Raw genomic sequence first — 15,061 nt, 5'->3', positions numbered from 1 at the left:
GGGGTGGTCGTGGCATGAAAGTGTTGCTCTGTTCAGCGTTCGTTCAAGTCATCGCGGTCCCAGGTGTGGCGCAGGCGCTTGAGGCGCTTGTTGACCCGGTCGATGTCCCAGGTGCTGGCATCGAAGGGCTGGCCGTGCCAGTCCAGCATGGCCTCGTGCTCGGGGTGCAGCGGGTCGGCCATGGCCTCGACGAACTGGCTGTAGCCGCCGGGGCCGCCGGCGTCCTCGGGAGGCCCGGCGTTGGCGCCGTCCAGGCAGCGCGGCAGTTCGGCCGGTGGGTTGCTGGGCAGGTACGGCATGACGCTGATCTGGTGTTCCCATTCGTCGCCCATGTCATACACGTAGCTGAAGGTGCTGGCGGTGCCCAAGGCATGGGCCAGCGTCACGCCGGCTTCGTCGTTCAGCGGCGGGCCGTCAGTGTCCGGCACGCCGTAGGTGGCGCCCTGGATGTGGAACTCGTGCAGGTGCATGTCGTGCCAGCCCAGGGCGGCCTGCAGCGCCTGGTGCAGGTGCGGCAGGGTAATGCCGGGGGGCACCAGCAGGTGGCGCCAGATCACCGGTTCTATGTCGGCCAGTTCGATGCGCAGCAACAGGGCGGGGACGCGGGTCTTGGGCATGGGCGGCGACCCTCGGGGGCGTGGGCGGGTCTCCTGAGTCTACGCAATAAACACGACGGGGCGGTTACCGCGAGGGTGCCAGCTGTCGCTCGGTTTCCAGCGCGCGGAAAATCAGCCCGGAGGCCAGGGTGAACAGCCCGGTGACGATGAACGCCCAGCGGTAAGCCATGGCTGCCTCGCCGGCGCTGGCCGACAGCAGGTTGACCACCCCACCGCCGATGATCACCCCCAGGCCGATGGCCAAGATCTGCACCATGGAGAACAGGCTGTTGCCGCTGCCGGCGTCGCGGGCGCCCAGGCCCTTGAGGGTGACGCTGTTCATGGCGGCGAACTGCATGGAGTTGCTGGCGCCGAATATGCCGATCTGCAGAATTTCCAGGGCCAGCGGCCAGCCGGGGGAGATCAGCCCGAACGAGGCGATGCTGGCGCCCACCAGCACGGTGTTCACCAGCAGGAAGCGGTTGTAGCCGAAATGCTGCACCAGCGGCACCACGTAGCGCTTGGAAAGAATGCCGCCCACCGCCGCCGGCAGCAGCATCAGGCCCGAGTGCAGCGGCGAATAGCCCAGTTGCAGTTGCATCAGCAGCGGCAGCAGGAAAGGCACGGCGCCGGAGCCGATGCGGCACAACAGGTTACCGACCAGGCCGACGCTGAAATTGCGCTGGCCGAACAGCGCCAGGGAGAACAGCGGGTTCTGCCGCCTGCGGGCGTGGGGGATGTAGCACAGCGCCGCGGCCAGGGCGACGCCAAACAGCACGGCGCTGAGCAGGCCCTGGTGACGGTCGCCGGGCACGTCCAGGGCCAGCGAGAACGCCGCCATGCATAACGACAGCAGGCCGCAGCCGACGAAGTCGAAGGGCGGCGGCTGGGTCAGGGCGTCATCCGTGAGGAAGCGCCGTACCGCCACCATGCCCAGCACGCCGATGGGTATGTTGATCAGGAAAATCCAGTTCCAGGCCAGGCTCTGGGAGATCCAGCCGCCCAGCACCGGGCCGATCAGCGGGCCCACCTGGCCGGCCACCGAAACCATGGCCAGGGCGGCGATGTACTGCTCGCCGGTGACACTGCGCAGCACCGCCAGGCGGCCGATGGGCAGCAGCATGGAGCCGCCGATGCCTTGCACCACGCGGGCGGTGACCAGTTCGGGAAGGCTTTGCGAGGCGGCGCACAGCACCGAGCCGATGACGAACAGCAGGATGGCCAGGAAGTAGATGCGCCGCGTGCCGAAACGGTCGGCCAGCCAGCCGGAGGCGGGGGTGAGCATGGCCATGGTCAGCGAATACGCCACCACCACCGGCAGCATGTCCAGCGGCTGTTCACCCAGGGCGTTGGCCATGGAGGGCAGGGCGGTGTTGACGATGGTGGTGTCGAGGGTCTGCATGAAGAAACCCGAGGCCACGATCCACAGTAGCGCGGTGTTTCTTGCTGAACCAGGCATGTCGAGCTCCACGTCGCGAATGCAGGCAAATGTACCGGGCGGGGAGGGGGTGCGTCAAAGCGCCGCAGATGAAAAAAGCCCGACGCAGAGGCCGGGCGAGGAGGAAAACGGTATTGCGTGAGGCCCCGCAGCAGCGGCCTTGGGCGCGATGGCGCCGCGTCTGGTACGCCGCGGCGCTTGCATCGCGGCCAAGGCCGGCTCCTGCGGGGTGGTGTTGCCCTTGATCAGGCGGCGCTGCCGTAGGCGCCGGCCTTCTTCTGCACCTGGCGGCGGCAGGCCTGGCCGAAGGCTTCGAAGATTTTCACCGAATCGGGGTTCTTCGCGGCTTGCCACTCGGGGTGCCATTGCACCGCGAACAGGAACGACGACAGGCTCGGGCCGTGAATGGCTTCCACCAGGCCGTCTTCGGCGCGGGCGATGGCTTCCAGGCCCTTGCCCAGGGTTTTCAGGCCCTGGCCGTGCAGCGAGTTGACGCGGATCGAGTCGGTGCCCAGCAGCGAGTGCAGCCAGCTGTTGGCGGTGACCTGCACGCTGTGCGCCGGGGCGTACTGCACCTCGACCGGGTCTTCGCTGTTTTCGCGGTGGTCGTTGAAGCCGGGCTCGGCATAGACCTTCTGGTACATGTCGCCGCCCAGCGCCACGTTGATCTCCTGCATGCCGCGGCAGATGCCGAAGATCGGCAGGCCACGGGCCAGGGCGGCACGCACCAGCGGCAGGTCGAACAGGTCGCGGTCGCGGTCCTGGGCCTTGCCGGGGGTCTGGTTGTCCTGGCCGTACAGCGACGGGTCGATGTTGCTGCCGGCGCCGGTCAGGTACACGCCGTCGGCCATGTCCAGGTACTGCTCCAGGTCGTCGGTGCCGCAGCAGGTGGGCACCAGCACGGGCACGCAGCCGGCGTGGTCGACGATAGGGACGATGTATTTGTGGGTCATGACCTGGTAGTCGTGCCCTTTGCGTTCCTGGGCACCCATGGACATGAGGACGACGGGTTTGCGGAATTTTTGTTTGTTATTGCCAATGTTGCTGTTGGACATATATCACCTTGGGACAGGCACGGCCTATCGTTTTTGTGCAGGCGCGCCGCGGATGAAACAGGCGCTACCTGAGGCTCCGAGCACTGCCGGCTGTGCGACAAAATGTCCACGCCGGTCGGTAGCCTGGGTGATAGCCTGCCACAGCCGTTTATTATGTCAAACACTTCCCGGTGATTTGCGTCCAAAATATTTTTCGTTTCTAGCCGTGAAAGCCCTTGTTTTTCGGGTTTTTATCGGTTTTGGCGCCCTATGTTTTAAATTTTTTATGCCTGGAATCGTCATGGGTGTTCAGGATAATGGAATGCAGCGCCTTTGCTTTGGCTTGTGATCTGGCTTGTGATTTTGCTTTTGATCTGGCTCTTGATCTTGATTGTATGCCCCGTAAAGCGCCCGGGCCGACTGGAGGCGTCGATCAACGGGCTGCCCGAAGGGCCGAGGCCGCAGGCCGAAGAGACGGTAACCCGCAGGCTTCTATAGCGGGTGCCGTCTGCCCGTTGAGCGGCGCCGGAAGGAGGGGACCCGTAGCGCAGCGTAGGGCCCAAGCAGGGGCAAGCCTTTTTTGCTTACTTTTTGTGGCGTTTGACAAAAAGTGAGCCGCCGTAAGGGCGGAAAGGTGATTCTGCATCACCCGTGATAATGGATATGTTCATGATTGTCGGATCCTGCTTCTGACGGTTCTGGACATATCCATTTTCGCGGTGCGACCACCGACCGTTTCGGCCTTACGCCGAGTAACTTTGGGCCTGTCCCATGACAACGGACGCCAAGAAGCGATACTTACATTGCCATCCTGGAGGTTGCCATGTACCCAAGTACTCGCCGTAACTATACCGATGAATTCAAAATGCAGGCTGTAGCCCTCGCGGAATCGGTGGGCCGAACCGAAGCTGCCCGTCAGCTCGACATCTCCGTCAAGACGTTGGACAACTGGGTTGATGCAGCACGAAAGGGGCTTGCGCCAAGCTCCCCCAATCGTCGCCCCATCTCCAAGGAAAGCAGCGAACTGGCACGGCTCCGGGCCGAAAATGCCGAGCTCAAATTGGAGCGCGAAATCCTAAAAAAGGCGGCAGTATTCTTCGCCAAAGAGTCCAGGTGAGATACGCCTTCGTCGCTGCAGAACGGGCTCAATTCCCTGTCCGCACACTGTGTCGGGTCATGGGTGTCTCCGTTTCAGGGTTTTACGACTACCGGCATCGGCGCAACCGTCCTGACCCTGATGCAGAGTTACGTCTTGAACTGCATAAGGTCTTCACTGCCAGCCGTGGAACCTACGGACGGCCCCGACTGGTTCAAGCGCTACGCCAGAAGGCTTACGCCGTGGGCCCTAAACGGGTTAGCCGCCTCATGCATGAAGAGGGCATCCAGAGCAAAGGCAGAGCCAGGTACGTGCCGTGCACCACCGATAGTCATCACTTTCAGCCTGTGGCAAACAATCTGCTTGATCGTCAGTTTTCGGTGCATGGCGCCGTGCCCGCCTGGGTCAGTGATATTACCTACATCCCAACTAAAGAGGGCTGGATGTATTTGGCAGTGGTGTTGAGCATCCAAACCCGTCAGGTACTGGGTTACAGCTTCGCTGACCGGATGCCAGACGAACTCGTTGAACGGGCTTTTATCAACGCCTGGAACGCCTGCCTGGGGGCTTGCGGAGTGATTTTTCATTCTGATCAGGGACGTCAATACGCCAGCGGAAGGTTCCGCCAGACCTTGGCTGCGAAAGGCGTGACGCAGAGCATGAGTCGCAAGGGAAACTGCTGGGACAACGCGGTGGCCGAAAGCTTCTTCGCTACACTCAAACGAGAGGAGGCTTGCGGGACCTATCCCAGCAAACAGCAGGCGTATGTATCGATCGCCAGCTACATCCATGGGTTTTACAATGCCGTCCGACTGCACTCGGCACTGGGGTATCGTTCACCGAACGACTACGCGAAAGGGTTGAGACGGACGGCGTGATGAACAGCTTCTTGGCGTCCGTTAACGGGGGACAGGCCCATGCTTACTTTTTGTGGCGTTTGTAGTGGTCAACTGATCCCGGACACTGCGTTAAGTTTTTCCTCGGCAACGGCAGGCGCTAATCCTTCGTTGAATTGATGCGGTCGCCGCCAGTTGTACCGTTCCATCAGAAAACGACCGATATCTTGTTTAGCCAACGCGGCGCTCATGTAGCCCACCGTCGGTATCCATTCAGTTTTCAGGCTGCGAAATAGCCGCTCCATCGGCGCGTTGTCGTGGCAGTTGCCGCGCCGACTCATGCTCTGCGTGAAGCGGTATCTCCATAGTCTTTGGCGGAAACTCCGGCTGCCGTATTGGCTGCCCTGATCGCTGTGAAATAGCACATTCTGAGGCCGGCCACGCTGCTCATAGGCCATATCCAATGCCTTGATCACCAGCTCAGCGTCAGGCTTGACTGAGAACGCCCAGCCTACGACCCGGCGGGCATAAAGATCGATCACCGCTGCCAGATAGTGCCATCGACCTTCGGCCCAAACGTACGTGATGTCACCGCACCAGACCTTGTTGGGGGATGCCACGCTGAACTCTCGATCAAGTACGTTCGGGATATCGGGTCGCTCCACGGTGGCCTTTTTGTAGGCATGAGAGCCCGGTTGTTTGCTGATCAGGTTCATCTCGCGCATCAACTTACGTACCTTGAATCGCCCGATTTGCATGCCGTCCTCTTTCATCATCAGCATGATGCTTCGACTGCCCGCAGCGCTTCGGCTTTGGGTAAACAGTTCGTTGACGCGGCTGCGCAAAATCACCCGTTCGGCATCAGGGGATCGGCGTTTTCGAAGGTATGCGTAGTAGCAAGATCGGGTGACTTCAAATACCGAGCACAATAGATCAACCGGCTCCTCGGAGCGAAGCCGATCGACTAACGCGAGCGCTCGTGTTCCTCGGCCATCAAGAGCGCGGTAGCCTTTTTTAGGATCGATTTTTCCCGTTCCAGACGATTGATTCGGGCTTCCAATTCTTGGATTTTTTGCTGCTCAGGTGTTAACGCCTTGCTGGTCGGGGTGACACCGCCACGTTCTTGCTGGAGCTGGTTCACCCAACGACGCAAGGCCGACTCAACCAGCCCAAGCGAACGGGCTGCCTCGGTATGGCTGTAGCCTTGATCGAGCACCAGGCACGCAGCCTCGCGCTTGAACTCAGGGGTAAAGGTACGACGTTGCTTGGTCATCAGACACCTCTCTGTGGCGAGCATTCTCGCCTAAATGGGTGTCCGGTTTCATTAGACCACTACAGTTTGACAAAAAGTGAGCCGCCGTAAGGGCGGAAAGGTGATTCTGCATCACCCGTGATAATGGATATGTTCATGATTGTCGGATCCTGCTTCTGACGGTTCTGGACATATCCATTTTCGCGGTGCGACCACCGACCGTTTCGGCCTTACGCCGAGTAACTTTTTGGCAGTCGCCCCAAAAAGTCACCAAAAAGGGCTTGCCCCTGCTTGGGCCCTTCGCTGCGCTACGGGTCCCCTCCCTCCGGCGTCGCTCAAGCGGACGACGGCCCGGAATAGAAGCGCCTCCGGTTCCGTCTTCCCCGGCTACGCCGTGGACCGCTTGATCGACGCCTCCAGTCGGCCCTGGCGCTTTACGGGGCCAAGATCAAAAGCAAGATCAAAAGCCAAAGCCAAAGCCAAAGCCAAAGCCAAAGCAAGAGCAGGAGCAAGAGCAAGAGCAAGAGCAAGAGCAAGAGCAAGAGCAGGAGCAAGAGCAAGAGCAGGAGCAAGAGCAAGAGCAGGAGCAAGAGCGGGGCGGTGCTGCGCTGTACGGTTTCCCCCTCCCAGTCGTCGCCAACCGCTCAACATCAAGCCTCCCCCCGTTGTGAGCCCACCGCCCGAAGCGTAGAATCACGCCCATCAGGCTTTACCCCCCAATACCCATAAGAATCTGACCTAGCGCTCTGCCCGGGCATTCATCACCCGGGCAGGGCGTTCGTGCGTGGATTTTTCGGGGGGCAGGCCTTTATCCAGCGGAGGCAATGACGGCACCCATGAACATCACCGATACCCGCAACGGCAGCTGGCTGAGCGTGATCGCCCTGGCGCTGGCCGCCTTTATCTTCAACACCACGGAGTTCGTCCCGGTGGGGCTGTTGAGCGCCATCGGCGGCAGTTTCCAGATGACCACGGCCCAGGTCGGCCTGATGTTGACGGTGTATGCCTGGGTGGTGTCGTTGATGTCGCTGCCGATGATGCTGCTGACCCGCAACATCGAGCGCCGCAAGCTGCTGATGTTCGTGTTCGCGATGTTCATCGCCAGCCACGTGCTGTCGGGCCTGGCGCCCAGCTTTGCGGTGCTGCTGGTGAGCCGTATCGGCATTGCCGTGGCGCACGCGGTGTTCTGGTCGATCACCGCGTCGCTGGCAGTGCGCGTGGCGCCGGCGGGCAAGCAGGTGCAGGCGCTGGGCCTGTTGGCCACTGGTACTTCGCTGGCCATGGTGCTGGGCATTCCCCTGGGCCGGGTGGTGGGCGAGTGGCTGGGCTGGCGCATGACCTTCATGGCCATCGCCGGCGTGTCGGCGGTGACCGTGTTGATCCTGGCGCGGTCGCTGCCGTTGCTGCCCAGCCAGAACTCCGGCTCGCTGCAGAGCCTGCCGATCATCTTCAAGCGCCCGGCGCTGATGTCGCTGTACCTGCTGACCGCCGTGGTGGTGACCGCGCAGTTCACCGCCTACAGCTACATCGAGCCGTTCGCCCAGCTGGTGGCGCACCTGAGTGGCGAGATGACCACCGTGCTGTTGCTGCTGTTCGGCGGCGCCGGGGTGATTGGTTCGATCGTCTTCAGCCTGTTCAACAACCGCTTCCCCCGTGGCCTGCTGGTCTTCGCCATCGCCGCCCTGGCCCTGTGCCTGGCGCTGCTGTTGCCGCTGGCCGGGCACCCTGCCGGGTTGGGCAGCATGAGCGTGGTGTGGGGCATGTCGATCATGTGCTTCGGCCTGATCCTGCAGGCCAAGGTGCTGTCCCTGGCGCCGGACGCCACCGACGTGGCCATGGCCCTGCATTCGGGCATCTACAACGTCGGCATCGGCGGCGGCGCGCTGCTGGGCAGCGTGGTCAGCAGCCACATGGGCGTGGCCAACGTCGGCGTGGTGGGCGGCGTGCTGGCGTTGGCCGGGCTGGTGTGGTGCGGCATCATCACCCACCGCTATGGCCTGCCCAAGGCCCCGGTGCCGGTGGGGCAGCCCCGCGAGGCCTGAGCCGCGGCGGTTTCCCACGGGCGTGGATCCGTGCTTTAGTGTCCTCATGCGCCATGAGGACACTTGCCTATGCGTCACGACCCGTTCCGTATTCCCACCGATGCCGAGATAGACGCTGCCGAACAGCGCCTGGGCATGGACTTCCCCGAGGCCTACCGGGCCTTCCTCAAGGGCGGCAGTGATGTCGCCAACGCCGCCTTCGAGCCTGCCGTGGTGTTGCCGGGTTCGGCTGAGCTGGACCTGATCGATATCGCCCACACGGCCTGGAAGCACCAGGGCGTGCCTCGCGACCTGCTGCCCTTCATCGAAGCCGATGGCGACTATTTCTGCGTCAATGCCCGCGGCCAGGTGCTGTACTGGTCGCGCCAGGGGCCGCCGCAACCGCGCTGGTCGAGCTTCAAGGTGTGGCATGAACAGGTGTGCGTGAACGACGACTGAGCGTGCTTGCAGGTTATGGCAACATGTTGTAAAACATTGCTCGTATAAAGGTTGTTCATCATCTATTTAACAATGACAAAAGGAACGCCGCCATGCCGCTCGTGCGCATCGATGTAGCCAAGGACACCTCCACCGACACCCTCAAGGCCATCAGCGATGTGGTCTACGAGGCCATGACCCGCACCGCCAACGTGCCGGCCCATGACAAGTTCCAGATCATCAGCCGCCATGCCAGCGACGAGTTGGTGTACCCGGCCGAAGGCTACCTGGGCGTCAGCTACACACCCGGCATCGTGTTCATCCAGGTGACCTGGAACACCGGGCGCAGCACCGAAGTTAAAAAAGCCTTCTACCAGGCGGTGGCCAGCGGTATCCACGAGCGCACCGGCATTCGCAAGGACGACGTGTGGATCAGCCTGGTGGAGGTCAACCGCGAAGACTGGTCGTTCGGCCAGGGCGAGATGCAGTACGCACCGACTCATTGACGGCCACGGCCCCTGAAGGAACGAGCATGCTTTCCACCTTTGTCGCCAGCCGCCTGGCGCCGCGCAACGTCCACTACGGCTGGGTCGTGGCGGCCGTGACCTTTTTGACCATGCTGGTGATGGCCGGCGCCATGGGCGCGCCGGGCGTGTTCATCGTGCCGCTGGAGCGCGAGTTCGGCTGGAGCAGCGCGCAGATCTCCTCGGCGCTGGCCGTGCGCTTCGCCCTGTTTGGCCTGATGGGGCCGTTCGCCGCGGCCTTCATGAACTACTTCGGCCTGCGCCGGGTGGTGCTGGTGGCCGTGGCGGTGGTGTTGTGCGGGCTATTGGGGTCGATGGTCATGACGCAATTCTGGCAGCTGGTGCTGCTGTGGGGCGTGGTCATCGGCGTGGGCACCGGGCTCACCGCCATGGTGCTGGGCGCCACCGTGGCCACGCGCTGGTTCAGCCAGCGCCGCGGCCTGGTGGTGGGGCTGCTATCGGCCAGCACCGCCACCGGGCAGCTGGTGTTCATGCCGTTGCTGGCGTCGCTCACCGAGCATCATGGCTGGCGGGTGGGGCTGTCGTTCATCTGCTGCGCCATGGCGGTGGCGGCCGTGGCGGTGGTGATGCTGCTGCGTGACCGCCCGGCGGACATGAACCTGCCGGCGTACGGCGACAGTGCGGTGGCGCCCGCACCTGCCGGCGCCGCGAGCTTGCTGGCGATGCTGATCAGCCCCTGGCGGGTGCTGCGCGACGTCAGTGGCAGCTGGACCTTCTGGGTGCTGTTCCTGACCTTCTTCGTCTGCGGCGCCAGTACCAACGGCCTGGTGCAGACCCACTTCATCAGCCTGTGCGGCGACTATGGCCTGGTGGCCACCAGCGCGGCGGGCATCCTGGCGATGATGGGCATCTGCGACTTCTTCGGCACCGTGGGCTCGGGCTGGCTGTCCGACCGTTTCGACAACCGCTGGCTGCTGTTCTGGTACTACGGGTTGCGCGGGGTGGCGCTGATGATGCTGCCGTTCACCGACTTCACTGTGTGGGGGTTGTCGCTGTTTGCGGTGCTGTATGGCCTGGACTGGATCGCCACGGTGCCGCCCACGGTCAAGCTGGTGGCGCAGACCTTCGGCAGCGAGCGCGCCAACATCGTCTTTGGCTGGGTGTTTGCCGGCCACCAGCTGGGGGCGGCGTTCGCGGCGTACGGGGCAGGGCTGACCCGTACCTTGATGGCCAGCTACATCCCGGCGTTCTTCGTGGCCGGGATGTTGTGCGTGCTGGCGTCGTTGATTGCGCTGTCGATACCGGTACTGCGCAAGCGCGCCGCGGCCCAAGGGGCGTAGCAGCGGCCGCAGGCCGCGTCCGGCCCTGATGCGGTTTTCCTGCAAGACCGCGGTGCCTTGGACGCGGCCTGCGGCCGCTGCTACGGAAATCCTGTAGTTCGGGGTATCAGGGGCGCAGCAGGATCTTGCCCTTGCGGCCGGGCTGCAGGCTGGCGGCTGCGGCCTGGGCCACGTCGGACAGGTCGTAGATCGCTTCCACCGGCAATTTCAGCTCGCCACTGGCCGCCAGGCGCAGCAGTTCGCCGATCAGCCGGCGCTTTTCGTCCACCGACAACTTCGCACCCACGGTGCTGCCCCAGAACCCCTTGACCGTGGCCTGCTTGAAGATCAGGTCGCCGGAAGAGATCTGCATCGGCTCGCCGGTCATGGAGCCGAACGACACCAACAGGCCGTTCTCCGCCAGCAGCCCCAGCAGGTCGCCGGCGGCGCTGCCGCCCACCGAATCCACGGCCGCACGAATCGGCGCGTCACCGGCAATGGCGCGGACCTTGTCCTGCCAGCCGGCCTGGGCGGTGGACACGGCGTTGCCGATGCCCAGTTCGGTCAGCTCGGCCACGCCGGCGTCGCGGCGCACCAGGTTGATGGTATTGATGCCGCGCGCGGCAGCCAGCATCGCCAGGGTCTTGCCCACCGCGCCGTTGGCGGTGTTCTGCAGGATGAAATCGCCCGGTTGCACTTCAAGGAATTCCAGCAGCATCAGCGCGCTCAGGGGCATGGCAATCAGCTGCGCCGCAGCCTCGTCGGCGATCGCCGGGGGCAGCGGTACCAGCAGCTTGGCGGGGGCAAGGAAATACTCGGCCCAGGTGCCATGCACGGCGGCCACGGCAAAGCGCTGGCCCAGGGCGATGCCTTCCACGCCTGCGCCCAAGGCGTCGATCACGCCCACCGCCTCGCTGCCGCCAATGGCCGGCAACGTCGGCTTGTAGCCGTACTGGCCGCGGATGGTCCACAGGTCGTGGTTGTGGATCGGCGCCAGCAACGTCTTGATCCGGACCTGGCCGGGGCCTGGCTCGGGCAGCGGGCTGTCGCCCAGGCAGAGAACGTCGGCGGGCTCACCAAAGGTGGGGTGCAGGGCACTGTGCATGTGGAGCTCCTTGTTGTTGGATGGGCAGCGAGGGGGAAGGGGTAGGGTGGCAAGCCAGCAGCGCGCCGGTGGCGGCCAGGGCCTGGTGCAAAGGCGTCTTGTCGCGGCCCAGCTTGGCCAGCAGCGCGGCGCCCAGCCACATCTGGTACAGCACCTGGGCCAGCGCCAGGGGCTCGGCGCCTGCCGGTAGCGAACCGTCGGCGCGGCCTTCGCGAATCAGCGCAGCCAGGCGCGCTACCAGCGCGGCGACGCCGGCGTCCAGCACCTGGCGCATGTCTTCGGAGAGGTCGGCCACCTCGGCGGCCAGTTTCACCACCAGGCAGTCTTCAGCCCAGCCGTCTTCCCCGGCCTCGGCGAGCCACGCCTGCCAGTAGCGCATCAGCCGCTCGCGGCCGCTGCTGCCGTCGGCCGCCAGGAGTGCGTTCAAGCGCTGGCCGTACTGGGCCACGTACTGCTGCAACAGCGCGCAGCCGAAGGCTTCCTTGGACGGGAAGTAATGATAGAACGAGCCCTTGGGTACCCCGCAGGCCTTGAGGATTTCCAGCAACCCGACGCCCACGAATCCCTTGCGCAGCACCAGCTGCTGGCCGGTGTCGAGGATGTGCTGGCGGGTGGCTTCGGCTTTCTTGGTCAATGTCATGCCAGCCATTATGCATGAAACAGACCTGTCGTCTAGCTGCCCAATGCTCGCATGGCGACATTGCGCCACGGCGCCGTAGGATGGACGCGCCGCTGCCCCTGCGCTATCGTCGCGCCCGCGCTGGGCCCGCTCGGGTGGCAGCTTTTTCTACAGGGAGTGGTGCATGCAAGGCTGGATGAAGAACCGCGCGTGGGTGCTGCTGGTCGGGGTGGCGTTCATCGTCGCCGATCAATTGGTCAAGCTGTTGGCCCTGGCAGCCTTGCAGACCCAGAGCTTCAAATTTGGCAGCGACCCCGTCAACCTGGCGCTGGCGTTGAGCCTCAACCCCGGTGCGTTCCTCAGCGTAGGCGCCGCGCTGCCGCCGTTGGTCAAGCAACTGATCTTCATCATCGGCGTGGCCGTAGTGGTCGGTTGGGCGGGCTATTGGGCGCTGAAGCACTGGGCCACCGCCACCGGCAAGGCGCTGGCCGTCTACGCCATCGCCCTGGGCGGCGCCGGCAACCTGATCGACCGCGTGTTCCGCGACGGCCACGTGGTGGATTACCTGATTATCAACGTCGGTGCCGCCCACACTGGCGTGTTCAACCTCGCTGACATCGCTATAACCGCCGGCGCCCTGGCGCTGGCCTGGGACATGTTTGCCTCGCCCAAGGCGCAGAAATAACCCTTGGCAGGGACGCCGCTGAACAGGACACGAACCATGCAAGACAATGAATTGAACACCCTTCGCGCGGAAATCGACGCGTTGGACGAGGCGGTGATCCGCCTGCTGGGCCAGCGCTTCGTGGCCACGCAAAAGGTCGGCGAGCTCAAGGCCAGCCAACAACTCGACGCCGTGGACCCGGCCCGCGAAGCCCGCCAGGCCGAGCGCTACGCAGCGCTGGCGGCGCAGCACGGCGTTAGCGAAGACGTGGTGCAACGGGTGTTCCGCGTGGTCATCGACGAAGTGGTGCAAAACCACAAGGCGCTGCGCAACAACTGACCCGTAGCAGCTGCCGCCAGGCTGCGTCATGGAGGCCGCTACTACGGGGCGCGTGTACCGTCGTCGATCGCGACGCAGACGACGCTGGTTCAAGATAGTTGCTGCTACGTATTGTGGGAGCTGGCTTGCCAGCGAGCTGTTGAGGCCCTGAAAACTCGCTGGCAAGCCAGCTCCCACAAAGACAAATGTTGCCACCGACATCTGCTATGATTGCAATGATGTCATTGATTGCAATGTGGAGGCGCTCATGGCCAGTATTACCATCAGAAACATCGAAGACAGCCTGAAGGCGTTGCTGCGCATCGAAGCCGCCAACAATAATCGGTCAATGGAGGAGGAAGCTCGGGTGCTTCTCCGTCGCGCGCTGGTGAAACCCCCCGCGAAAAGCGGGTTCGGCAGCCGCATTCACGCACGCTTCGCCGAGGACGCCATCGAGCTAGAGCTGCCGGATCGCTCGGAGGCGCCTCGGGGCGAAGATCTTTTCCGGTGATTGTCCTCGACACCAACGTGCTTTCGGAGCTCATGCGGCCGGCGCCGGCTGCCAATGTCCTCGAATGGCTGGACAACCAGGACGCCGGTGACTTGGCAACCACCTCCATCACCGTGGCAGAAGTGCTCTTCGGGCTTGCCTGCCTGCCAAGCGGGCAGCGCAAGGTCCGGCTGCAGACCCAGGCCATCGCCATGTTCAATGACGACTTCGCGGATGCCATTCTGAGCTTCGATGCCGACGCCGCCATGGCGTACGCCGCGCTGATCGCCAACAGCAGGGCGGCTGGGCGCGCTGTTTCAATGGCAGACGGGCAGATTGCGGCGATTTGCGCGTCGCGCAAGGTGACCCTGGCCACTCGCAACACAAAGGATTTTCAGCATCTGCCCATCGAACTCATCAATCCTTGGGAGCCGATGCGCTGACAGCCTGCGCTTGGCGCGCAGCTTGGTTATAACCATAGTCAATAACGATCTAAACGTTAATAACGGAAGCGGCTATCCTGCCCGCCAGTTTTTGCGCGTGTTTAAGGCTCAGCAATGGATGTCGGTAATTTCGGTTTTGTGGTTGCAGGCCTTATCGTCGGCTTTGTAGTAGGGATGACCGGTGTCGGCGGCGGTTCGCTGATGACCCCTATCCTGTTGTGGTTCGGCATCAACCCGGCCACGGCCGTGGGCACTGACCTGCTGTATGCGGCCATCACCAAGTCCGGTGGCGTGCTGGTGCACCGCAAGAACAAGAACATCGACTGGGGCGTGACCGGCTGGTTGACCCTGGGCAGCGTGCCGGCGGTGGCGCTGACGCTGTGGTTCCTGAAGAGCTTCGACACCAACCCCAAGGCCCTCAACGGCCTGATCACCCAGGCGTTGGGCTATGTGCTGCTGCTGACCTCGGCGGCGGTGCTGTTCAAGCACAAGCTGCTGGCGTTCGCCCACCGCCGTGGCGGGGACAAGTCGCTGTTCAGCGGCACGCGCCTGAACGTGCTGACGGTGATCACGGGCCTGGTGCTGGGCACCATGGTGGCCCTGACTTCCATCGGCGCCGGCGCCCTGGGCACCGTGGCGCTGTTTATCCTTTACCCGCTGCTGCCTACCCGGCGCCTTGTAGGCACCGAGATTGCCCACGCCGTGCCGCTGACCCTGGTGGCGGGCCTGGGCCACGCCAGCATGGGCAACATGAACTGGGAACTGCTGGGCTTCCTGCTGATGGGCTCGCTGCCCGGCATCTACCTGGGCAGCCAGCTCACCGGGCGCATTCCCGATGCGGTGCTGCGCCCGTGCCTGGCGTTCATGCTGCTGTCCATCGGCTACAAGCTGGCCTTCTGATACGGCG

At 63.5% G+C, this 15,061-nt stretch carries 17 protein-coding genes; 11 read left to right on the top strand and 6 right to left on the bottom strand.

What is annotated here, in order from left to right:
• Positions 1-32: 32 nt before the first annotated feature.
• The 3 genes from AC0J42_RS17445 to AC0J42_RS17435 form a co-directional block, all read right to left on the bottom strand.
• Positions 33-617 (bottom strand): plasmid pRiA4b ORF-3 family protein, encoded by a 585-nt coding sequence (locus AC0J42_RS17445; RefSeq protein ID WP_416424820.1) that lies wholly within the window; start codon positions 615-617, stop codon positions 33-35.
• A gap of 64 nt (positions 618-681) precedes the next feature.
• Positions 682-2,055, bottom strand: coding sequence for a DHA2 family efflux MFS transporter permease subunit (locus AC0J42_RS17440; protein WP_416424819.1), 1,374 nt, complete (start codon positions 2,053-2,055; stop codon positions 682-684).
• A 224-nt stretch (positions 2,056-2,279) separates the two neighbouring features.
• Positions 2,280-3,089, bottom strand: coding sequence for a gamma-glutamyl-gamma-aminobutyrate hydrolase family protein (locus tag AC0J42_RS17435; protein ID WP_473002676.1), 810 nt, complete (start codon positions 3,087-3,089; stop codon positions 2,280-2,282).
• 802 nt (positions 3,090-3,891) lie between these two features.
• Here AC0J42_RS17435 and AC0J42_RS17430 point away from each other — a divergent pair.
• Positions 3,892-4,185 (top strand): transposase, encoded by a 294-nt coding sequence (locus AC0J42_RS17430; protein ID WP_473002674.1) that lies wholly within the window; start codon positions 3,892-3,894, stop codon positions 4,183-4,185.
• Positions 4,182-5,042, top strand: a complete 861-nt coding sequence (locus AC0J42_RS17425; protein WP_473002672.1) for an IS3 family transposase — start codon at positions 4,182-4,184, stop codon at positions 5,040-5,042. Before AC0J42_RS17430 ends, AC0J42_RS17425 begins: the two co-directional genes overlap by 4 nt.
• A 68-nt stretch (positions 5,043-5,110) precedes the next feature.
• On the opposite strand, the gene AC0J42_RS17420 is transcribed toward AC0J42_RS17425, so the two are convergent.
• Positions 5,111-6,273 (bottom strand): IS3 family transposase gene (locus tag AC0J42_RS17420; RefSeq protein ID WP_473002671.1). Its coding sequence is split into 2 segments (ribosomal slippage): positions 5,111-6,018 and positions 6,018-6,273, totalling 1,164 coding nucleotides; the frame shifts between segments, so codons are not numbered across the junction.
• Between the two features lie 803 nt (positions 6,274-7,076).
• On the opposite strand from AC0J42_RS17420, the gene AC0J42_RS17415 reads away from it, so the two are divergent.
• From AC0J42_RS17415 to AC0J42_RS17400, 4 genes are all read left to right on the top strand, one after another.
• On the top strand, positions 7,077-8,294 hold the full coding sequence (locus AC0J42_RS17415) for a sugar transporter (protein ID WP_473002669.1): 1,218 nt from the start codon (positions 7,077-7,079) through the stop codon (positions 8,292-8,294).
• 69 nt (positions 8,295-8,363) lie between these two features.
• Positions 8,364-8,732: an SMI1/KNR4 family protein gene (locus AC0J42_RS17410; RefSeq protein ID WP_473002667.1), complete on the top strand. Its 369-nt coding sequence runs from the start codon at positions 8,364-8,366 to the stop codon at positions 8,730-8,732.
• 92 nt (positions 8,733-8,824) lie between these two features.
• The gene (locus tag AC0J42_RS17405; RefSeq protein WP_473002666.1) at positions 8,825-9,217 is read left to right on the top strand and encodes a tautomerase family protein; all 393 of its coding nucleotides are present in this window, start codon (positions 8,825-8,827) and stop codon (positions 9,215-9,217) included.
• A gap of 26 nt (positions 9,218-9,243) precedes the next feature.
• The gene (locus AC0J42_RS17400) at positions 9,244-10,536 is read left to right on the top strand and encodes an MFS transporter (protein ID WP_473002665.1); all 1,293 of its coding nucleotides are present in this window, start codon (positions 9,244-9,246) and stop codon (positions 10,534-10,536) included.
• 106 nt (positions 10,537-10,642) lie between these two features.
• Here the strand turns inward: AC0J42_RS17400 and AC0J42_RS17395 are convergent, their stop codons facing one another.
• Together AC0J42_RS17395 and AC0J42_RS17390 are read right to left on the bottom strand one after the other, a co-directional pair.
• Positions 10,643-11,620, bottom strand: coding sequence for a zinc-binding dehydrogenase (locus AC0J42_RS17395; protein WP_473002664.1), 978 nt, complete (start codon positions 11,618-11,620; stop codon positions 10,643-10,645).
• The gene (locus AC0J42_RS17390) at positions 11,589-12,260 is read right to left on the bottom strand and encodes a TetR/AcrR family transcriptional regulator (RefSeq protein ID WP_416424811.1); all 672 of its coding nucleotides are present in this window, start codon (positions 12,258-12,260) and stop codon (positions 11,589-11,591) included. Before AC0J42_RS17390 ends, AC0J42_RS17395 begins: the two co-directional genes overlap by 32 nt.
• A 163-nt stretch (positions 12,261-12,423) precedes the next feature.
• Between AC0J42_RS17390 and lspA the strand changes: the two genes are divergently transcribed.
• The 5 genes from lspA (at position 12,424) to AC0J42_RS17365 (ending at position 15,054) form a co-directional block, all read left to right on the top strand.
• On the top strand, positions 12,424-12,924 hold the full coding sequence (lspA, locus tag AC0J42_RS17385) for a signal peptidase II (RefSeq protein WP_473002662.1): 501 nt from the start codon (positions 12,424-12,426) through the stop codon (positions 12,922-12,924).
• 36 nt (positions 12,925-12,960) lie between these two features.
• Complete coding sequence (locus AC0J42_RS17380; protein WP_473002661.1) at positions 12,961-13,242, top strand: chorismate mutase; 282 nt, start codon at positions 12,961-12,963, stop codon at positions 13,240-13,242.
• 247 nt (positions 13,243-13,489) lie between these two features.
• Positions 13,490-13,732: a FitA-like ribbon-helix-helix domain-containing protein gene (locus AC0J42_RS17375; RefSeq protein WP_416424808.1), complete on the top strand. Its 243-nt coding sequence runs from the start codon at positions 13,490-13,492 to the stop codon at positions 13,730-13,732.
• Positions 13,729-14,154: a type II toxin-antitoxin system VapC family toxin gene (locus AC0J42_RS17370; RefSeq protein ID WP_416424807.1), complete on the top strand. Its 426-nt coding sequence runs from the start codon at positions 13,729-13,731 to the stop codon at positions 14,152-14,154. The genes AC0J42_RS17375 and AC0J42_RS17370 overlap by 4 nt, the downstream gene beginning before the upstream one ends.
• A 114-nt stretch (positions 14,155-14,268) precedes the next feature.
• Complete coding sequence (locus tag AC0J42_RS17365; protein WP_416424806.1) at positions 14,269-15,054, top strand: sulfite exporter TauE/SafE family protein; 786 nt, start codon at positions 14,269-14,271, stop codon at positions 15,052-15,054.
• The last annotated feature ends 7 nt before the right edge of the window (positions 15,055-15,061 follow it).

The organism is Pseudomonas sp. Tav-5-1A (assembly GCF_055755055.1).
The sequence above is the reverse complement of the archived record's forward strand: the minus strand, read 5'-3'. Positions and strand labels throughout refer to the sequence as shown.